Here is a 20,983-nt window from a genome sequence, read left to right on the forward strand (position 1 = left end):
TAGATTTTTTAATTACATCAACTCGGGCAAATCAACCACTAATCCAGACATTTCTTCAGTTAGTATTATTTGACAGGCAAGGCGACTCGTGGGCTTGACCTCAGCCATACCGCCCTCCAATGTGCACTCCTCGAGATCGTCCATTGCGGGTATTTTTTTCAACCACTCTTCACGCGGATAGCAATGACAAGTTCCACACGCACATCCACCGCCACACTGCGCTTCAATTTCAGCTATCATGTTATCGGTCGCGCATTCCATTAATGTACGGCCAGCTTCGCACTCAGCTTCAATGACGCGACCATCAACAGATACAAATGTTACTTTCACCACGATATATACCTCACTTAACCAAGCTGAGCGCCTAATTCATAATACCTACCACAAGAAAACACCAAAGGTTGTTTTGATGCATCTCCACTAAAACCCATCACGCTACCTATAATAATCTGGTGGTCGCCTTGGGTAATCCTATCTTTAATCTCACACTCAATAACTGCCCGAGACCCCCTTAATATGGGATTCCCTAACTCGCTAATTTCAAACGATGCCAACATATCTTTTTGGTCATTTTCTGACCGCGCAAACAGATCTGATATCTCTTGCTGATACTCAGCCAAAATATTGACTGCAAATCCCTCTGCCACATTGAACTCATCAAATAAACTAGAACCCAGATCAACAGACCAAATCACTAACGGCGGGCTCAGCGACAGAGATGTGAATGAATTCACCGTCATTGCAGCCACCTCTCCCGCTTTGCTGACGGTTGTCATAATAGTGACGCCCGTTGCAAACAGCCCTAGTGTGTTTCGTAGCTCACGCTTATCAAACGCCATAATCTTTTTTCCAACCCTGAACAATTTGGCAAACTTATTGAGCGGTATAACCGCCATCCACTGGAACCGCTGCTCCAGTAAGGAAACTCGAACGATCAGAGCAGAGCCAAATCACAGCTTCAGCAAGCTCTTCTGGACTTGCCAGACGTTTGGCAGGAACCGCAGCGAGAACATCTTCTAGCGCATCTGGTGTTTCCTTTAGCACTTGTGTCACCATAGGTGTTTCTACACCACCGGGACAAACCGCATTGATACGAATATTTTTATTTACGTAGTCAAGCGCCGCACTTTTAGTTAAACCAATAACTGCGTGCTTACTTGCGCAATAGGTAGATATAAGTGGTGAAGCCACCATACCCATAACGGATGAATTATTAACAATTGAACCGCCACCACTTTTTTCCATCACTTTAATCTGATATTTCATGCATAAAAATACACCTTTCAGATTCACAGACATGGTGCGATCAAAGTCTGCAACATCAATCTCGTCCAATGGCACCAATTGCCCCTCAATACCGGCATTATTAAAGGCACAATCTAGGCGACCATATGTTTTTAAAGCGTGGTCAACCATGGCTTCAACTTGCTCAACATCGGTAACGTCAGTTTGTATAAAGGTCGCATCCCCATCTATTCCATTTACCTCTTTACACACCGCCTCAACTGCCTCGCGGTCAATATCTGCCAATACAAGTTTTGCGCCTTCTTTTGCCATAACTAGGGCTGTACCCTTGCCAATTCCTGACCCAGCACCCGTAATAATGACTACCTTTCCTTTTATCATTGTTATTCGCCTGTATAATTATTGAGCAAGTAAATACCTAGATATTCACCCGCCATCACTCGATGTAGCTATCCTATTCATCAAACTAGCAATACGAACCACTAATGCAGGTAAAATTTATGCCACTAATCCAAGGGGGGGGGGGCTGGAATAAGAAAACCCATATTTCGGCACTAATATCAGTGAGGGTGCCCAACACACGCAGTTTAGAGCATTTAAGAACGGGATAGGCGAAGCATAAAATTCACTTCTCTTGCTTCCCATTAGGCTTTTCCAATCACTTAGTTGCCACTCAATAAGAGCTACCCAAGCTGAGTTTAAGACACCTAGCATTGGCAATTCTCTAACTGCGACTCAATACATTAAAACCTATGCTTGAGAAAATAAAATCTAAAGTGTATTGTTAATTGCACTGATAATATTAATTATAAGCCTACTACGAAGCCTCTAACGTGACTGAATTAAACCACCGCAGTATCGTCAATCTTGCCAAAACTCGCCCCCCAAAAAGTTCTATAGAGCTTATTGAACGGCAATGTCTTGCCCTATTACAAGAAGCTCACAACGGCGAAGGAAATTACTTAATTTCTGCGCCTGCAGGGTTCGGCAAGACCAGCCTACTAGTTCAATATTTCAATTTATTACAAGATGATAAAAAACACGCCGCTTGGCTTTCTGTGTCGGAAAGTGATGCTGACCCCATCCATTTTCTAGCAGGTATTTCTTATGCACTTCAATCATTAGGAAAAAATATTGGCGTTGCCTCACAAGCACTCATCGGCTCAGGCATGGTATTATCTTATCGTGTTATTCTAACAACGCTGATGAATGAATTACTTTCCTTTTCCGATCCCATCACGCTGATTCTGGACGACCTACATCGTGCAAATTCTCCCGATGTTGAGAATATTATGGTCGAGTTACTCGGGGCCGGCCCACACAACCTTAGAATAATTATTGCTAGTCGTACGTCCTTTTCAAAATTTGGAAAACTACGCGCACAAAAAAACCTGATTGACATTACTGCTGATGACTTGAAAGTTAGTTATTCCGAAGCGGTAAAAATCCTTTCCGACAAATCTCTTCCCAGCCTTAGCAATGAGAATATTGGCACTTTATTAGAACGAGTAGATGGTTGGATAAATGGCTTACATATTGCTGCACTTTCCCTAAAAAAAGACAGTGATATTGACGAGTACATTCGTCGATTTACCGGCCGAGAATCTGATTTTTCAGACTATATTGAACACGATATTTTCTCACAACTCCCAGATTCCATTAAAAACTTCTTGGTTGAAACTTCCATATTAGAAATATTAACGCCTGAACTTTGTGACGCCATTACCCAACAACAAGACAGTGAATCGATACTGACACAATTACGTCGCATGAACCTATTTATTGTCACACTAGATGAACAGCTCGCCTGCTATCGCTATCACCATATTTTTCGCACTTTCTTACAAGCGAAAATGTCATCAAGAACTAAAAGTGATCTACATCAAATTCATCGTAGAGCTTATAAATGGTGCCTAAGCAACAACCTTCTACATGAAGCTATCAATCATATGCTAATAGTAGAGGACTGGGATTCGGCGGCAGCAGCAATCGAAAGCGGTCTAGAAATGTTGCTATCTAGAAACCGGCTTGCAACGCTTGGCAGCTGGATTAACAGCTTACCTAAAGAATATATCCAAGAAAGCCCAGGCTTTCAACTTGGCTTAGCGTGGGTTGAAATTCTTCAACGTGACTTCCCTAATGCGATTTCTCATCACGCTAAAGCTAAATCGTTATTAAAAAAAACCTGTAATGAGTTCACCTCTAATCCCAAAACTCTTAACAAAATCCAAAGCAATATAAATGCTCAGACCGGCGTTATTACCGTTGTTAGCGATAATGAAATAGAGATTTCCAAATTCGCTAATTCAGGTGATATCGATATTCAAAAAGAACACATCTTCTTTTATAACACTTATATTGCCGCATTAGTTTACGCCTTTATGCATCAAGGCCGATTTGACGAAGGGCATCGACTAGCTGTAGCTAATGAAGTTGCTGGGGGTATCGATAATTTTCGGGCAACTGTTTATATTCTCATTTTTAGGGGCCTTGGCTATCGTTTATCCGGTCATCTAAAGCAAGCCAATGAACAATATGAAAAAGCACAGTTAGTCGCCGGCAAAGGATTTATAGATCAATGGATGCCATTTGCAGTTCCTAGCGCTCTATCTGCGGAAATTTACTACGAATGGGGTGATTTTGATCGAGCGACGGCGTGTATTCAAAACTGCGCCGTTGTTAAACAAGAGGCCTCCGTTATAGAACCTCTAATTTGCTATTTTCAAGTAGCTGCTAGGCTTGCCATGTTAAATGGCAATATTGAGGGAGCCCTGCAATCTCTGGCAGAGGGTGAGGCGCTAGGAAAACAAGGTCAGTACGACCGGCTTGTTGCCGCAATGCTCTGCGAACGAGTAAGGTTATTAACAAAAAGTAGCAAATTTGAAGCCGCTGCAACCGCCTATCTCGATCTTAAGAAGCTTAAGCCAATTAACAAAACACAGGTTGGCACATCACCGGAGCACTGGTCGGCACTTCTGTACTATATCGATATGGGCGCCAGTCTTTACCTTCTTGGCTCCAACAAACCTGAGGAAGCACTACCGCACCTCACCAAACAGGCCTCAATGGCCAGAAAACACAACCAACACCGCCACCTAATAAAGATTTTACTTGCCGAAGCCAGCGCTCTCCACAAACTCGGCAAAGAGCGTAGCGCAATTAATCGCCTATCAGAATCAATTCAACTTGGTGGTAACGGATCATTTCTACAGACTTTTTTAGAAGCAGACCCAAATCTCCACGAGCTCTTCCAGAAAACCCTAGCGCGGTGGCCCAATGATGACACGCTTAGCAACACCCCTGAAGGCGAACAGTACTTAGCAACCTTAATGGATAAGTTCGGAGTAAACCCAACTGGGGCAGAAGAAATTAGCACTGATATCAATAATATTGAGCCGCTAACACCAAGAGAGCTTGACCTATTAAAGTTACTAGCTAAAGGGCTAAAGAATAAAGAGTTGGCGTTAGAAATGAGTGTTAGCCAACACACAATTGCTTGGCACTTAAAAAATCTATATGCGAAGCTCCATGTTGACAATCGAACCGCAGCAGTAACAGTCGCGCGACATTTTCGTCTGTGACCATCTTTCAGTAACTAGCTACCGCAGCAATAAACACTGTGAGTAGCTAGAGACACCGCGCCAGTGTAGGCTTATACCCGTCGCTTTTGAAACGCGAGCGACCCCAATGAACCAAAGGTTTTCAGTACCGATATCCATTCAGAAAGATTCGGTTTCGGGGATTTACCTTTACCGATGCGTTCTAACTGATGCTCATACCAGGTAATATCCAGCATAACCATCGCATCTAAGGCTTTAATCCCAGTACTCAGGGTTGGGAGTTTTATCGCATGCTTATCGCTGGCAGTCAGTTTATTCCCAAGATCAGGGTCTAAGGCCAAGGGTCTTGCGATACCAATCATATCTGCTGCGCCAGACGCAATAGCACTATTCATGGCGGCGGCAGATCTAAAACCACCAGTTACCACAAGCGGTACACTCATAAGCTGTTGAGCTTTTTCGGCGTAATCTAAGAAGTAAGCCTCACGTTTTAATGTGCTTTCCGACGCCCCTTCCCCAACCATACTGGGATTTTCATAGTTGCCGCCAGATATCTCGATTAAATCTATGCCTTCACTTTGCAGCGCTTTAATAACCTCTATCGAGTCGCCTTCATCAAATCCACCCTTTTGAAAATCGGCAGAATTTAACTTCACTGCAACGGCAAAATCGTCACCGACGGTAGCACGTATTGCACGGTAAATTTCCAATAAAAATCGCATACGATTTTCTAGACTACCACCCCACTGGTCGTCGCGACGATTATGATGCGGCGATAAAAATTGATTCACTAAATAGCCGTGCGCACTATGAATTTGAACACCAGTAAACCCACATTCTTTCGCTTTGCCACTAGCCCAGGCAAACTGAGAAATAATATTGAGGATTTCTGCTTCTGTTAAAGCACGAGGACATTTAAAACCGCTCTCTAAACCATTACCAAGTGGCACCGCAGAGGGAGCAACAGGCTCTTTACTTAAAAAGCTCGGCACTTGCTTACCTGGGTGATTCAACTGCATCCAAAGGTGTGTATTGTTTTGCGTTCCGGCTACAGCCCAACGCTTAAACAAAGACAAGTCTGAGCTTTGGTCTAACACCACATTTCGTGGCTCACCCAAAGCGTCTCGGCCTAACATGACATTACCAGTAACAAGTAAGCCGGTACCACCTTTTGCCCAAGCCTCGTAAAGCTTAATCAGTTCTTCTGTGGGTGCATTGTGCTTATCTGCAAGCTGCTCACTCATCGCCGACTTAAACAAACGATTTTTTATCACCGCCTTCTCAGCAATATTAATTTCACTTTCTACTGTAGATGTTAATGACACGTTGATCCCCGCTTGAATTATGTATTATTAATATTTTATAAGCTCACAATGTAACATTTTGTACGCCTGTCCACCTTACAATTACGAAGAAATTGATGGTAGACAGATAATGATGCGCTGCTAACCGCAGCGCATTGAAAATGCTCATCCATTTATCGCTTCAATGGGGCGTCGACTCCAAATACCAATTATTGGGGTATCTTGAGCACGAAGAATGGGTTCAATTTCTCTGTGTAAAGTATGGTAGCGATAAAACGGCACCCGAGGAAAAAGGTGGTGAATGGAGTGAAGGTTCTGCCCCAACCAGACCCACTCAAAAGGCCGCATCCAAATAGGCATAATCAAGCTACTGGTGTTTTGATAACGCTTGGTATTGTCGTAAGGAAAATGGGGGCGGTAGGCAAACCAGTACGCGGTAAACATACCACCACCGAGATAACCAAGAAGAACCACCGTCGCAATACCTGGCTGATCAATCAATGAAATGATTAACACCCGCCAAGAAATCGATATCGCCACCTCCACAATATAAGTAATTCGCTCTTTAATTTGCGCAGACTGCCAATTATTTATTAGAAAAAACGCATTCTGTACATAAAAGAACTTAAAGGTTGTGGCTATGACACCCCATAAACCGGTTCGCATACCGCTGATAATGAAATCAGGGTCCTGCCCCTCGATATTAGTAAAACGATGATGAGTAAAGTGCTCATGCTTATGTGAGTTGTACGGCACGCCAATAATAGGCGCAACAAGATAACCACAGGCGTTATTTATCCACTGTAGCTTTGGATTACTACCATGAATATTACCGTGAACCGCCTCGTGAAGCGGCGTGTAAGACATATAAGTCAGAATAGCAATGATTGGTGTTGCTACCCACGCAGACATCACACCATTAACAAAAAGCGCCAAAACCGCGATAAACAGGCCGCAAACAAGTAGGGTAAGTATTATCGTCAACCACGCCATTTTTCCGATATAATTCCTCGCAATGCCGAGGGCTTCTCGATTCAGTTCTGCATTCATCGTTTTTACCTTATCACTATTGACCGAATGAATTATTTAGCAATACTGTACGGCATCGCTGCAAAGCACATCAGGGCCGCTTTGTCCTTTAGCTCGGCAAATATGGCCATAAGGTTCTTCACCGCACAACAAATAACAAATTAGGCAATATGATGGGCAATACCAGAAATCTGCTTAGACCCGTCGCTATCAGTAAAGTGATGATTAACTTTGCTACCAATGAGGGGGTAGACCTAGATACCTGCTTGCTCGGCTCCGGCATCACAGAAGACATGCTGAATGATGGCAGCGCACTAATCGAAACCGAGCAGGAAATGCGGCTTATAGAAAACCTCATGCTAGCCCTACCTCATATTCCAACATTGGGATTTAGAATGGGCCTCAGCTACTCAATCGCAACATTTGGCATATGGGGCTTTACTCTTCGCACCTGTAGAACACTGCAAGATGCCCTTCACACCGCGCTGCGTTTTTTACCCTTGAGCACTGCCTATTGCGAATTAAGCTCTTTTAAACAAGACGGTTATTTCTACCTGCAAATGGACCCGCAATCGATTCCCTCTCATCTCCGACAATTTCTATTGGAACGAGATATGGCTGCTAGCATCGCCATCGTAAAAGAGCTTAGCCTGAATGAAGTGCAATCTATTAATATTGAATTTACTGGTGCACCAATTGAGGAGACTGAATTTATAGCGGCAACGTGCAACACCACACCGCGATTTCAAAGCACAATGAATGCCCTTAAGTTGCCCAGCAAATACGCAGATAAGCCGCTCCCCACCTACGATAGCAACCTTGCAAGAATGCTCACTGATCAGTGCGCCCGCCAACTACGCCAACGCCAATCAGGCGGCACCGCCGAACGTGTTAGACAACAGATTTTAGGCAATTTAGGTTTAAGCGCCTCCCTTGACGATGCCGCAGCGGCTCTCATCATGTCTAGCCGTACGCTTCGTCGCAAATTGGACGCTGAACAGACAAGCTTTCGCGCTATTGTCGAAGAAGAACGCAAGCAAATGGCCTATCAGCTGTTGACCGATAGTGACATGAAACTTGAAGAACTCGCTGCACATTTGGGCTATACCGACACCAGCAGCTTTACCCGAGCGTTTCGGCGCTGGAATGGTGGCTCACCAAGTGATTACCGACTATCCAACCGCGACAGCTAACACCCTAGTCAATTACCCCAAATAACCACGTATCAGCCTCAAACTAACAATATTGCCTGTTAATAAGATTAATGCCTGTGAGTTATGACCGTGGGCTATAGACGAAGCTTTATCCACTCGGTATATTCAAAGGTATAGCTTAGATACTGACCACCAAAACAATAAATACCAGAGCTTTTCACCATCTTAACTAGCGGTGGTTGCGAAAATAAAAATCAAAACTTTACGTTACGCAGATTGATATCAATGACAAGCGGACCCGAAGAGAGACGCTCCTTACAAGCACCCATATTTCCGATAGCCTTACTGGATTTGGCCGAAAATTATTACGCCAGTCGAAAGCTAAATAAATCGGCACTTTACCAGCGCTGCAAAATCAACGCTGATCAAATTTCCCGCGCTGAGCTACATATTTCCGAATGGCAATTTCGAGAGATTCTGCGTTGCTGTCAAGACATTGCTCATCCTGGCTTACCACTATCAGTACAGCTTGCTGAATTCATCCCCATCACACTCCCCGGTGGCATGTTTGGCTTAGCGTTATTTACTGCGAAAGATATAAATCACGCATTAGAAGTTGTCATTGATTTTGCCCACACCGTCATGCCCGCCTATCACTTTGAAGGGTTAAATGTCGGCAATCAGTACCATGTGATTCTAAAGCCCGCCATAGACTTTGGCGACACCCAATATTTACTTGACGAAGCGGTGTCCGGCTACATATTAAATCTTAGGCATTTCACCCATTTTAGTGATCCCGCTATTCAAGTTCACCTTACCCACGAACCGCTTGGCGATACCAGCGCATACGAAAATCATTTTCAGGCAAAATATTTATTTTCTAAAAAGTCGATTCGCATTATTTTTGAAAAGCATCACCTGACACAACTGCTCCACACACGCAATCAAGCCACATTCAACGAGGTCTATTGCAACCTAAAAGGCGCGGCTACTTCACCCTCAGAGTTAACAACAAGCTGTAAAGTACGGAAGAGTCTACAACTACGCCTAGCAGATGGTCTATCGACCAGCATTTGCCAGATTGCAGAACAAATGAACATTTCCGAGCGCACCCTGGCTCGGCGCTTACATCAAGAAGACAGTTCGTTTGCAGAAATCAAACAACAGGTTTCTTTTAATTATGCCAAATTACTTTTAGAAAACACCGAATATCCAATCTGTAAGATTGCAAAAATTTGCGGCTATAATAATGATTCTAATTTTTCACGCGCTTTTAAAAGCGCCAGCGGGCAAACCCCAAAACAATTCAGAAGCAATCAATAGCGATAAACACCCCCTCGGTAAACCTCATATATACCCATCCAATTCTTGAGCAATACAAGGCCTACCCAGGAGCCTTTGTCGTAACATATAAATTATAATTACGCCGCTTTAGGGGTGAGCTTAACTTGCATTGACGAATAACCGTTTACAAAATTAGAGTGTACCCGCTCTGGCTCCTCCATAACCTTAACATCGTCAAAACGCTTCAATATTTCTTCCCAGGTAATCCGTAGCTGCATCTCGCCTAAACGGTTACCCATACAGCGATGAATACCAAAACCGAAGGAGAGGTGATGACGCGCATTGGCTCTATCGATAATAACTTGATTAGGATTATCAATAACACGTTCATCGCGGTTTCCTGAGGCATACCACATCACCACTTTATCGCCTTTCTTGATCAGTTTTCCGCCTAGCTCAATATCACGCTTGGCAATGCGGCGCATATGCGACAATGGCGTTTGCCAGCGAATTATTTCCGATACCATATTGGGAATAAGTTTTGGATTAGCACGTAATTTGGCAAATTGATCAGGAAATTTATTCATTGCCAACACGCTACCAGTAATTGAATTTCGGGTCGTATCATTACCACCCACAATCAACAATCCGAGGTTACCCATAAACTCTTCGGGGCGCGTTATCATATCCCGCGTGTCTTCATTGGATTCCATTAAACTAATTAAATCAAAGTTGACTGGACTTCCGGCTTTGCGCGACGCCGCCTTTTGTTTCCACAACGTGGTAAAGCTATTGACCATATCGTTCAATGCAGCAAAACGCTCTTCTGGCTCAGCGGTCCCCCCTGAAAGCTCTGGTGCACCCGTGGCCATATCTGACCAGTAAACCAGTTTGTGACGTTCTTCATAGGGAAAATCAAAAATGGTTGCCAACATTTGTGATGTAAGCTCCATAGACACACTCGACACCCAATCAAAGCTTTTTCCTACCGGGAGCTGATCTAGAATCGCACTAATGCGTTCACGAATCAGGTCCTCCATTGCAGCAAGGTTTCGCGGCGCGACCACAGACTGCACCGCCGCGCGCTGTTCGTCGTGCTTGGGTGGATCCATGGAAATAAAATTCGTAATGGGTATTGTTTTGTCTGGATCACCAATCATTATAAATGGCTCAGACGAAAACACCTCGTGATTGGTATCTACTGCAACAATATCCTCGAAACGAGTTATTGACCAAAACGGACCAAAGGGACTGTCTTTTAGATAATGAACAGGATCCTCGTCTCGTACGCGCTGAAAATATTCTTCCCATCGATTTTGTGAAAACAAATAGGGATCGCTTAGATTGATATCTTCTAACGGCAAGCTATACGCATCAGCTAAGCTAGGTTCATCTGTCAATACTGGGTCTATCATCGCTTTACTCCAATTATTATTGTGTTTTACATTTGAAACTCAGGTAGTTTCACGATCATGCCATCCATATCGGCCTGAACCGTGATTTGGCATGCTAGGCGAGAGCACTCATCATGTTCTGGCGTCATCTCTAGCATCAGCGATTCACTCTCGCTTGGCGTTTCGACCTTGCTCAGCCACGCCTGATCAAGCTTTACATGACACGTGCCACAGGCACAGGAACCACCACAATCCGCATCGATACCCGGTACGAAATTCTCTATGGCAGCCTGCATTAGGCTAGAACCCTGCTGAACGCTTACCCGGTGCTCTTCACCGTTAAACTCAACAAACGTTAGATTAATCACAGCTTCTTCTCCTTATCATTATTTTGTCTCAATGCTTACTGTGATTAGCGTAACGGGGTTGGCGTTATCATTTTTGGACTAAAACCATTCATTTCAAGACAACAAGCTTGTTATTTTAGCTATCACTCCCTTCTTCCACCCCTTAGATCATTGGGCTACTGCGACAAGCTCATTCAATCTCAACCTGATATTTTAAGCAGCACAGTACCTCAACTCCCTTTGATGCACCGTGGTGCAAGAACCTAACGGTCGCACTTAGAGGGTGCGCCTCGGTATCGCACGTAATAAGAATCATATTCATTCATAAAAATTTACTAGTATTCCCACCGCATCATTACATTATTGTAAATTTCACTTTGCGCTATAAGTAAACCGTTAGAAGCCCTGTTATCCCGTTAAAAACATCCCGACAGAATCATCCACCACCTACATGGCGTAAAGATTGCTTTCTTCAATGCCCAACAAATCATGGCAAGTATCTTTATCTTGCATTTCGATGTTATGTATTACGGAGAAATTAAATGCGCCATATTTTAGTTGTTGGCTGCTTAAGTGCTTTATTATCAGCCTGTGGTGGTAGCGGTGGATCTTCAAACACCACGCCTCAAGATGATAATTCAAATTATGGCCCCGAGGCCACCGGTCAACTTATCGACTCACCAGTAAAGGGTATATTTTACTCCGTAGACCCAAGTCAAACAGCCAGTGCAAACCTGCCTCTGACTGACGCCCTAGGCAACTTCGAATACCTAGAAGGGCAAACAATTTCGTTCTTTTTGGGCTCACTAAAGATTGGCTCTGCTATTGCTCAGCCAGCGATTACCCTAGATGACTTACTTGGCAGCGGCAACGCCATAACAAATTTAGCGCGGGTTCTACTCACCCTAGATGAAGACAGTAACCCGGATAATGGCATTAGCCTTTCCCCTGCAGTCATCGACAAAACCCTTACGCTCAACATGACCTTGACTGACTTAGAGGTCGACCCCGCTAATTTTGAAGAAAGCGATGCCAGCGCATTTGCCCAAGCGGCCAATGAAGATAACCGCCCCTTAGTCACCGCCGCCGAAGCTGATGCTCACTTAGAAAAAACCCGAAAAGATCTGTCCGATGGTAGCTTTGATTTTGATGGCGGAGCTGACACAGATAACGATGGCGTGAACGACGCCGTCGATGCCTGCCCTTCTACTGAGGCCGGTTTAAGTGTTGACGCAGACGGCTGCGCCCTCGAAGAAGCAGAGCAAGATAGTGACGCCGACGGCATCAAAAATGGCAATGACAACTGCCCTGCTGATGCCAATGAGGACCAGCTAGACACCGACAATGATACTCGCGGTGACGCCTGTGATCTCGACGACGACAACGATGGCCTCCTCGACAGCGATGAGATAGATAACGGCTCAAACCCTCTCCTTGCTGACTCCGATGCGGATGGCGTTGACGATGGTAATGATGCCTTTCCCACTGATAACACCGAAACCCAAGACAGCGATGGCGACAGCATTGGCAACAACGCCGACCAGGATGACGACAATGATGGTTTGAGCGACACCGACGAACAAGCCCTAGGCACAGATCCACAACGCGCCGACAGCGACAGTGACGGCGTTTCAGATAGCCAAGACGCCTTCCCCACAGACCCGACTGAATCCGCTGATACCGATAGCGATGGTGTCGGCGATAATAGCGACGCGTTCCCCCAAGACCCCTCAGAAATAAAAGATAGTGACAGTGATGGTGTTGGCGATAACGCCGATGCATTTCCTAACGACAGCACTGAAACTGTTGACACTGATGGCGACGGAACTGGCAACAATGCCGATCAAGATGACGACGGCGACGGTCTAAGTGATGCCGATGAGCAGACTGCAGGCACCGACCCACTGAATACTGACTCCGATAATGATGGTGTTTCTGACAGCCAAGATGCCTTCCCCACCGACCCTACTGAATCCTCTGATACCGATTCCGACGGTACTGGCGATAATAGCGATACATTTCCTGAAGACCCTTCTGAATCTAAAGATACCGACGCTGACGGCGTTGGCGACAATGCAGATGCATTCCCGAACGACAGCGGCGAAACAACCGACACTGACGGTGATGGAGTGGGTAACAACAGCGATGAAGACGACGATGGCGACGGCCTAAGTGATACCGATGAGCAATCTAATGGTACCGACCCACTAAATACCGACTCGGATAATGACGGTGTTTCTGACAACCAAGACGCCTTCCCCAACAACGCTTCCGAATCAGCAGACACCGATGGTGATGGTGTTGGCGACAACAGTGATGCATTCCCTGACGACAGCACTGAAACTACGGATTCAGATGGCGACGGAGTCGGTGATAACGGCGATGCATTCCCCAGTGATAGCTCTGAGTCTGCCGATTCAGACGGCGACGGTGTGGGCGATAACGCCGACGCCTTCCCCAATGACAGCACTGAAACTGCCGATTCAGATGGCGACGGTGTGGGCGATAACGCCGATGCCTTCCCTAACGACAGCTCCGAAACTGCTGACGCTGATGGCGACGGTATTGGCGACAATGCCGATATTGACGACGATAACGATGGCGTACGTGATGATCTGTTTGTACTTGTAGAAGCCACCATGGCAGACGTGCACTCTGCCTTGGCTGGGGAGCTGGTCGACGAAGATGGCAACACATTAAGCTGTGTGGCGATCACTCAGCAGTATATTGATCGTATCCTTGCCTATAACGACAACCCTCAGCCAAACGGCGGCCTGCCTATCTTTGGTGTACTGGCCATTATGCCAAATGCCCTAGAGCAAGCAGCAGCTTTAGATGAACTATACGCAAACGATGGCGGCGTTGGAGAACGCTACCTACACTGCATGCCGGTATTATTAAAGGACAACTATGACACCTTTGATTACCCATCAACACAAGGTTCCTACTCAATGCTGGGACATCAAGCTGGTGTTGATGCCAATTCAGTAGATGGACTGCGTGAAGCCGGCGCCCTGATCCTAGGTAAAGCCAACCAAGATGAATTTGCTTTCTTTACAACGGGCTTTTCCGCCCGCGCGATTCAGGTTAGCAATCCGTACAACACCTCAGAAAGCCCAGCAGGTTCATCGTCTGGTACCGGCGCCTCTTTAGCGGCCAACTTTGCCCTAGGTGGCACTGGTTCAGACACCTGTCAGTCAATTAGGCACCCGTCATCAGTTGGTGGCCTAGTCGGCATTAGACCCAGTCTTGGTGTGGTATCACAACACGGTATTTATCCACTGGCGCACAGCCGAGATACCGGCGGGCCAATGACTCGCTCAGTAACCGACTCAGCCTTAATGCTCACCGCCATGGGTAAGTATGACGAGCGCGACCCCAAGGCCGCCGCCTACCCTGCTGAGCAGCGCCCAGACAGTTACGCCCAATTCCTCGATCGCGAGCAATACGGCTTAGCTGGACGCGCTATTGGTGTGGTGCGTGATCTTGGCGGCAACACTGATGCCATGGGTACCGGAGCTCAGGGTGAACTCATTGCTGCCGCTGTAGCAAAAATGGAAGAATTAGGTGCAACGGTCTACGACGTCTACCTTCCTAACTACGCTTCACTTAGCGCAGGTTCAAGTCATTACGATATGAACGAATACTTTGCCGTCTTTGAGTCAGAAGGTGGCACCAGTGCCCGCCGTTGTGTAAGTAGCACAGCTATTGCACTTGACGGCGTAGAATCCGCCCACGACCGCGACAATCAGTGCTACGGCATTGAAGGTATTGTTGAGACTGCACGTGTTGGTCCAAGAACAGCTGGGTTGTTCGCACTCACGGCACTGGGTGATGCCAACCAAGCACCAACCGACGCCCAGCTACAAGCGATTGTCGACATGCGTGCATATGTAACAGGAGAAATGGACGTTGTTAAAGACCTAAACGGTGAGCCCCTTATTGCGCCAAATGGCGGAACAGTAAGCGTTGATGCCCTTCTCTTTTCGCCCGGCCCCACCGGCGGCAGAACCTGTGATTTTGGCTCTACAACCCAAATGGGCTCCATTGTGGTACCCGTTGGATTTGACGATTCCGTTGGCGTTCCCCGCGGCATGGAAATCTTTGTTCGCCAGTTTGACGAAGGCACCGGCATTGGTATTGCTTACGATTACGAGCAAGCCACTAAACACCGTCAACCGCCAAACATCGTTCCCGCTATTGGCAGTGATAACGACACCATCAGCGAGTTCAATGCACGAGTAAAAGCGGCCATCGCCGCCTATGCTGCCTATCCGCCGGAAGACTTAGAACCCGAAGCGTATCGCGCAGCTTTAGAGGAATTACTTGGCCCACAAACGCAAGCACAGGAGTAAACACAGGGGCACAATCAAACAAGCAAAGACTGAGAGACCCTCAGTCTTTGCTTATCCATTCACTGCAGAAGTTCACACACTTAATATTCTGTCAGGCGGCCCCACTAAGTACTGATTTAGTGTCGCAGGATAAAGATCAAAAATCAGAAGACTCATGTGTTTAAAATGGCGACCGCCATCAAACAATAATTTGTGACTTAAGGCCCACACGCAAAGCGCGCCAGCTCACACTAAAGTAGATTATTTTTTCGCGCGTAAGCAACAGCAGAGGTTCTGTTGCGCACACCTAATTTTTCAAAAATATTATGAACATGCCATTTGGCGGTCGACAAACTTATATGCAGCGCTTCAGCCAATTCTTTATTCCCTAGGCCGCCGCCAATCAGCCTTAAAATTTCCAATTGGCGGTCGGTCAGAGGTTCGGCCAGTACTGCATTCTGTACTTGTTCTTCACCAAAAGAGACCTCACTTTCTGGTGCTAGGCCGCCATTAAATAAGGCGATTAATTGTATCTCACATTGATATTGCACAGCCTGGGCTTGATCAGAGCTCGTTGATATCGATGAGGCATGGAGCCGTTGTAATATCGCCAACAAGCCCGAACCCACACGATAGATAGGGTATATATGTGATTCTGGCGCGGCATGATTAACAACCTTGGCCAATTCTCGTACTGCTTCGGCCTCTTTACCCACACGCCATAAGGCAAGAGATTTCATTGCACATAACTGTTGCGTTAGAGCGATGCGTTGCTGTTGTTGCGCCACTTTTATCAACGGGCTTAATTGCCGCAAAGTTTCGCTGGCTTTATTCTCCGCAAGGGAGAGCCTTGCCTCACTTAGATCAATACACAACAAAACCGCGGATCGATTTTGCTTATCAATAAAACGATGCTGACGATTTAACATATCTGTTCGCCTGACAGTTTCTCGCGCAGCCTGAATATCACCCTTATGTAATAGCAGCTCAATTTCCTCGGCAATAAAGGCAAAATACAATCGCGGCATATCCATGGTGACCGCCATATCTTGGCTCTGTCGCAGCAGCGCTAGCGCAGCATCTAGCTCACCGGCCCAAACCAAGTAACGCGCCTCAGCACAGCGCGCAACCAGTAAAGGTTCTGGAGAGCTGGAAATCCTAGAAATCACTCTATTATCATTCAAGCTGCGCTCAATACGCGTAAAATCACAGCGCTGGCAATCCACTTCAACCTTAGCCAACGCCGCCAATGCGGCCATTTGCCCACCATCCATCGCATCGGCAACCGAGAGTGCAGCACGTGCCGCACTGTCCTCTGCGGCTTGAATATGGCCTAGCTCGGCATTTGCCATACTGGCAACAAAATCCCCCCAAATAGCCGCGTAGGCACTTCCTCCTCGACGCCCGTATACAAAGGCATCGGTTGCCGAGCTAAGCGCCGAGGCCAGATCCTTATTCAAATAATGCGCATAAGCATTGGCAACCGCCGCCGAGGCAATCAAAGCCGTCTCTGTTTTCGGCAGCTCTGTGAGTAAGGCCTTAGAGCGGCCAATGCAAATATCTAGTTCCTCAATGCAGGCCGACGCTATGCAGCGAATGACACTGCACAAACCCGCTAACGACTGAACCTCTTGTTCCGTTAGTACCCAGTAATTCGCCTCAGATTTGTCGAGTAAGGCTGTAAACTCATCGCATATCGCTACCGCAACACCAACACCATCCCGAGTAAAAACCCGCGACCAAGCATGGTGTAACATGATTTCTGGACGACGATACTGGTACTCCTTGGGGAGCTTTCTCATCCACTCAAAAACAATTGAATGATTGCCCTCACCAATCGCCACTGTTTGAGCATGATCGGCAATTAAGTCTGTGGCTTTTTCGTAATCAGCTGCATCTAAGCAATATTGTATTGCCTCAAGGACATAGCCTTCGGCAATACACCAGTCGGCGGCGAGAGCACAAACCGTTTTATTAACGCCAGGCTCTAATCTTTGCAATTGGTTTTCAAGATACTCAGAAAACAGGTGGTGATAGCGATACCAGCGCCCTTCTCTATCTAAAGGAATTATGAATAAATTTGCCGCCTCTAGCTGGGCAAGCCTATCTTCACCATCAACCGTCGCGGTCACAACATCGCACAATTCCGCGCAAAAACGATTAAGCGGTGCGGTGTGCAATAAAAAATGGCGAGTAGCTTCGTCTTGCAAGCCGTACACGGATTCAAATAAATATTCTTTTAAATTTCGGTCTCGGGCAGAAAAACTGCGAACAATGTCTTCTTTATTTTGACTGGAATTACTCATCGTCATGCCAGCAAGTTGCAGCCCCACCATCCAACCTTCTGTTCGGTCATGGAGTAATTGCAAAACAGCCGCGGGCAACTCAACATTATGCAGCTCTTTCATAAACTGCCCGGTTTCTTGCATACTCAGATTTAGATCTACCTGACCGAGCTCAACGAGCCCGCCGGCTAATTTTAATCGACTTAAATCCAGAGAAACTTTAAACCTTGAGGCAATCACCGCTCGGCAGCTCGCCGACATATAGCTAATATAGCGTGTCCAAAATTGCAAAATAACTGGATTTTCTATGGCATGAAAATCATCGACGAAGAGGGCAAAACGCCGGTCTGTCGCAGCGAGATACTGAATAATAGAATCAAAAAATGGGCTTAAATCAGTCGCCGAGCTAGACCGTAAAACAGCAAGACGTTGCTCTGCAAACCCTTTATCAATAGCGGCAATGGCCGCCACAATATAACGTGCAAAACGCCGAGGATCATCATCACCCGGTTCAAGGCTCAACCAACTACAGGCATAGCCCTCTAGCCGGTATCGCTCATAGAGCTCAACTAACAGTGTCGATTTACCCGACCCCGCCGGCGCAACAACGGTAACCAAACGCACCGCATCATCGAGCACTTGGTTAACCCTTGAAACTATCGTGGCTCGACTCATTCGCTTATGACGAATATAGGGCGGGCTCAACTTTGTTTCGATAATATCTGTCAATTAGACCTCATCTCACCACGTTTCAAGTAACGCGCGCTTAGCGGAATACCAAGCCAATCCTGGCCACCCTGAAAGAACCGTACTAAAGATCGGTTCGCCCACCCACTTGGTATTTTATTCTAGATGGCTGAGGGGCTTCCCTTTTTATTAGATATGCTGCCAAGCCATTTTCGGCAGCACAACATTATAGGCAAGTAATAATAACAGAGGACAAGGCAATGCGAGCGTACTACTCCAATAGATTAATTAAACATGGCCTAGCAGCGATGCTAGTCGGGCTCTTTGGCGGCTTTCTGCTAGGCTTTTCGATGGTAGGTGGTATGTCACTAAGCCCAGTACCCGTATTTTTCCAGTTCGAACTCCCCGGCTCCAATGCCGGTTGGCGAATTCTGCACGTAGGCACACTCATGAACGGCATCATGGCACTGGCTATTGGCCTTGTTATGCGTACGGTTTACTTAACCGACGGTCGCTCACGCTCAATATTCATCTGCTTTGCACTCGCTATTTGGGGAAACTTTAGCTTTTATCTATTCGGCATGTTTGCCCCCAATCACGGCTTGAGTATTGAAGCCAACCGACTTGGCGAAGCCAGTATCGCCGGTGCATTGGCCTATATTCCCGCCATCCTCGCAGCCGTAGTGTCTATTTGGGCCGTGTTTGTCATGTTGTTTGCTGAACCCACCTACGAATCCGCAAACAACTAGCTCAACGCCAACAATACTAACTTATCTATACGTGAGATTATTATGACGAGTGCACAACAATACGTCGATATAGCCCCTGATGACACGGCATTTTCAGCGGTTTTTAATGCGCAAAAATCCGCATTTAACGCCAGCAAATACCCCGATTACGCGAGTCGCCACAACAAACTTAAAGCCTTAGAAAACCTACTGCTCGACAATCGTGACGCCATTATTGCCGCCCTACACGAAGACTTTGGCCACCGCAGCGCCGACGAAACACGTATTGCCGAAATTAGCAGCACGGTGGCGCATATTCGCTACGCACGAAAAAATCTTGCCAAATGGATGCGCCCCCAACGGCGCGCTACCTCTATCTGGTTTTTACCCGGCAGCAACCATATTCAAGCCCAGCCAGCCGGCGTGATCGGCATTATGGCGCCATGGAATTACCCAATTAACCTGGCTGTTGCGCCCTTAACCTCGGCACTGGCCGCGGGTAATCGGGCAATGATTAAAATGTCGGAGTACACCCCAGCGTCAACAAAGGTACTCAAAACCATTCTGGCTAAAGAGTTTGATGAATCCGAAATCGCGGTATTTGGCGGCGAAGCTGAATCCTCTGCTCAGTTTTCTAAACTCCCCTTCGATCACCTAATGTTTACCGGATCAATCGCGGTTGGCAAAAAAGTCATGGCTGCAGCCGCGCCAAACCTCACCCCACTAACGCTTGAACTAGGTGGCAAGAGTCCAGTTATTATCAATAAAGACTACCCCATGGAAGAGGCTGCCAGCAGAATCACCTTCGGTAAAATAGTCAATGCTGGGCAAACCTGTGTCGCCCCAGACTATATATTACTACCCAAAGGTAAAGCTGAAGATTTTGCCATGTGGATGAGCCGAAAATACGCAGACAGACTCCCTGAAGGCGCTTGTTCACAAGATTACACATCCATTATTGATCAGCGTAATTACAATCGTCTCATCGCCATTTTGGATGACGCCATCAGCAAAGGTGCCACGGTTATTCCTTTAGAACAAAACAGCACATCCAGCCAAGAGAAACGTAAATTCCCCCTCACTCTTGTTATCAACCCAAGTAGCGACTGCAGAATTATGCAGGAAGAAATTTTTGGCCCGCTGCTGCCGGTTATTGAAACTGACGGCCTTGATGACGCAATTGCCCGTATCAACGCGGGTGGCCGCCCCCTTGCACTGTATTACTTCGGCCACGCTCCCGCAGAACAAGAAAAATTATTGCGCCAAACTCACTCCGGCGGTGTAACCGTTAACGATGTATTGCTGCAGTTTTTACAACCTTCGCAACCCTTTGGTGGCACTGGCAGCAGTGGCTTTGGCAGCTGCCACGGCTGGGAGGGGTTTCGCTCCTTCTCCCACATGAAACCAGTATTCACCCAGAAAGGCATAGGCGGATTTACCGGCTTAAAACTACTCTACCCGCCCTATGGCCCCTTAGCCCGGCGGTTAATTACTATGATGGGAGGATAAACAACAAGCTAAACCGAAGAAATAATAAGCAACTTGCTTACTGAAAAAACTTACCGGGTTAAGTCATTAATGCGGTAAGCACTACATAAAAATAATTAATTTTAATAAATACTATTTTAAGGC

14 protein-coding genes are annotated in these 20,983 nt (G+C 46.4%); 6 read left to right on the forward strand and 8 right to left on the reverse strand.

What is annotated here, in order from left to right:
• Positions 1 to 12: 12 nt before the first annotated feature.
• The 3 genes from AELLOGFF_RS16265 to AELLOGFF_RS16275 are packed head-to-tail and all read right to left on the reverse strand — an operon-like array spanning position 13 to position 1,626.
• Positions 13 to 333: a 2Fe-2S iron-sulfur cluster-binding protein gene (locus AELLOGFF_RS16265; RefSeq protein ID WP_159270049.1), complete on the reverse strand. Its 321-nt coding sequence runs from the start codon at positions 331 to 333 to the stop codon at positions 13 to 15.
• Between the two features lie 14 nt (positions 334 to 347).
• A complete protein-coding gene (locus AELLOGFF_RS16270; RefSeq protein ID WP_159270050.1) occupies positions 348 to 839 on the reverse strand; it encodes a flavin reductase family protein in 492 nt (163 codons plus the stop codon).
• A 34-nt stretch (positions 840 to 873) separates the two neighbouring features.
• Positions 874 to 1,626 carry a glucose 1-dehydrogenase gene (locus tag AELLOGFF_RS16275; RefSeq protein WP_159270051.1) on the reverse strand — a complete coding sequence of 251 codons (753 nt, stop codon included), beginning with the start codon at positions 1,624 to 1,626 and terminating at the stop codon, positions 874 to 876.
• 452 nt (positions 1,627 to 2,078) lie between these two features.
• On the opposite strand from AELLOGFF_RS16275, the gene AELLOGFF_RS16280 reads away from it, so the two are divergent.
• The gene (locus AELLOGFF_RS16280; protein ID WP_159270052.1) at positions 2,079 to 4,826 is read left to right on the forward strand and encodes a LuxR C-terminal-related transcriptional regulator; all 2,748 of its coding nucleotides are present in this window, start codon (positions 2,079 to 2,081) and stop codon (positions 4,824 to 4,826) included.
• Positions 4,827 to 4,897: 71 nt separating this feature from the next.
• On the opposite strand, the gene AELLOGFF_RS16285 is transcribed toward AELLOGFF_RS16280, so the two are convergent.
• The gene (locus tag AELLOGFF_RS16285) at positions 4,898 to 6,130 is read right to left on the reverse strand and encodes an NADH:flavin oxidoreductase/NADH oxidase family protein (protein ID WP_235035755.1); all 1,233 of its coding nucleotides are present in this window, start codon (positions 6,128 to 6,130) and stop codon (positions 4,898 to 4,900) included.
• A gap of 144 nt (positions 6,131 to 6,274) precedes the next feature.
• Complete coding sequence (locus AELLOGFF_RS16290; RefSeq protein ID WP_159270053.1) at positions 6,275 to 7,159, reverse strand: fatty acid desaturase family protein; 885 nt, start codon at positions 7,157 to 7,159, stop codon at positions 6,275 to 6,277.
• Positions 7,160 to 7,308: 149 nt separating this feature from the next.
• On the opposite strand from AELLOGFF_RS16290, the gene AELLOGFF_RS16295 reads away from it, so the two are divergent.
• Positions 7,309 to 8,331 (forward strand): AraC family transcriptional regulator, encoded by a 1,023-nt coding sequence (locus tag AELLOGFF_RS16295; RefSeq protein ID WP_235035756.1) that lies wholly within the window; start codon positions 7,309 to 7,311, stop codon positions 8,329 to 8,331.
• Positions 8,332 to 8,577: 246 nt separating this feature from the next.
• On the forward strand, positions 8,578 to 9,615 hold the full coding sequence (locus AELLOGFF_RS16300; protein WP_159270054.1) for a helix-turn-helix domain-containing protein: 1,038 nt from the start codon (positions 8,578 to 8,580) through the stop codon (positions 9,613 to 9,615).
• Positions 9,616 to 9,713: 98 nt separating this feature from the next.
• Here the strand turns inward: AELLOGFF_RS16300 and AELLOGFF_RS16305 are convergent, their stop codons facing one another.
• Both AELLOGFF_RS16305 and AELLOGFF_RS16310 read right to left on the reverse strand, forming a co-directional pair.
• The gene (locus tag AELLOGFF_RS16305) at positions 9,714 to 10,991 is read right to left on the reverse strand and encodes a cytochrome P450 (RefSeq protein WP_159270055.1); all 1,278 of its coding nucleotides are present in this window, start codon (positions 10,989 to 10,991) and stop codon (positions 9,714 to 9,716) included.
• A 26-nt stretch (positions 10,992 to 11,017) separates the two neighbouring features.
• Positions 11,018 to 11,338, reverse strand: a complete 321-nt coding sequence (locus tag AELLOGFF_RS16310; RefSeq protein ID WP_159270056.1) for a 2Fe-2S iron-sulfur cluster-binding protein — start codon at positions 11,336 to 11,338, stop codon at positions 11,018 to 11,020.
• A gap of 521 nt (positions 11,339 to 11,859) precedes the next feature.
• Between AELLOGFF_RS16310 and AELLOGFF_RS16315 the strand changes: the two genes are divergently transcribed.
• On the forward strand, positions 11,860 to 15,672 hold the full coding sequence (locus tag AELLOGFF_RS16315) for an amidase family protein (RefSeq protein WP_159270057.1): 3,813 nt from the start codon (positions 11,860 to 11,862) through the stop codon (positions 15,670 to 15,672).
• A 230-nt stretch (positions 15,673 to 15,902) separates the two neighbouring features.
• Here the strand turns inward: AELLOGFF_RS16315 and AELLOGFF_RS16320 are convergent, their stop codons facing one another.
• Positions 15,903 to 18,665, reverse strand: coding sequence for a LuxR C-terminal-related transcriptional regulator (locus AELLOGFF_RS16320; protein WP_159270058.1), 2,763 nt, complete (start codon positions 18,663 to 18,665; stop codon positions 15,903 to 15,905).
• Between the two features lie 218 nt (positions 18,666 to 18,883).
• On the opposite strand from AELLOGFF_RS16320, the gene AELLOGFF_RS16325 reads away from it, so the two are divergent.
• Both AELLOGFF_RS16325 and AELLOGFF_RS16330 read left to right on the forward strand, forming a co-directional pair.
• The gene (locus tag AELLOGFF_RS16325; protein WP_159270059.1) at positions 18,884 to 19,372 is read left to right on the forward strand and encodes a hypothetical protein; all 489 of its coding nucleotides are present in this window, start codon (positions 18,884 to 18,886) and stop codon (positions 19,370 to 19,372) included.
• Positions 19,373 to 19,414: 42 nt separating this feature from the next.
• Positions 19,415 to 20,860 carry a coniferyl aldehyde dehydrogenase gene (locus tag AELLOGFF_RS16330; RefSeq protein ID WP_159270060.1) on the forward strand — a complete coding sequence of 482 codons (1,446 nt, stop codon included), beginning with the start codon at positions 19,415 to 19,417 and terminating at the stop codon, positions 20,858 to 20,860.
• Positions 20,861 to 20,983 lie beyond the last annotated feature (123 nt).

The organism is Zhongshania aliphaticivorans (assembly GCF_902705875.1).
Classification (GTDB): Bacteria; Pseudomonadota; Gammaproteobacteria; order Pseudomonadales; family Spongiibacteraceae; genus Spongiibacter; species Spongiibacter aliphaticivorans_A.

Bases quoted from the DNA above. Each gene is read 5' to 3' on its own strand.
- AELLOGFF_RS16270 (WP_159270050.1), bottom strand. From the start codon at position 839: ATGGCGTTTGATAAGCGTGAGCTACGAAACACACTAGGGCTGTTTGCA.
- AELLOGFF_RS16275 (WP_159270051.1), bottom strand. From the start codon at position 1,626: ATGATAAAAGGAAAGGTAGTCATTATTACGGGTGCTGGGTCAGGAATT.
- AELLOGFF_RS16290 (WP_159270053.1), bottom strand. From the start codon at position 7,159: ATGAATGCAGAACTGAATCGAGAAGCCCTCGGCATTGCGAGGAATTAT.
- AELLOGFF_RS16295 (WP_235035756.1), top strand. From the start codon at position 7,309: ATGATGGGCAATACCAGAAATCTGCTTAGACCCGTCGCTATCAGTAAA.
- AELLOGFF_RS16300 (WP_159270054.1), top strand. From the start codon at position 8,578: ATGACAAGCGGACCCGAAGAGAGACGCTCCTTACAAGCACCCATATTT.
- AELLOGFF_RS16305 (WP_159270055.1), bottom strand. From the start codon at position 10,991: ATGATAGACCCAGTATTGACAGATGAACCTAGCTTAGCTGATGCGTAT.
- AELLOGFF_RS16315 (WP_159270057.1), top strand. From the start codon at position 11,860: ATGCGCCATATTTTAGTTGTTGGCTGCTTAAGTGCTTTATTATCAGCC.
- AELLOGFF_RS16325 (WP_159270059.1), top strand. From the start codon at position 18,884: ATGCGAGCGTACTACTCCAATAGATTAATTAAACATGGCCTAGCAGCG.
- AELLOGFF_RS16330 (WP_159270060.1), top strand. From the start codon at position 19,415: ATGACGAGTGCACAACAATACGTCGATATAGCCCCTGATGACACGGCA.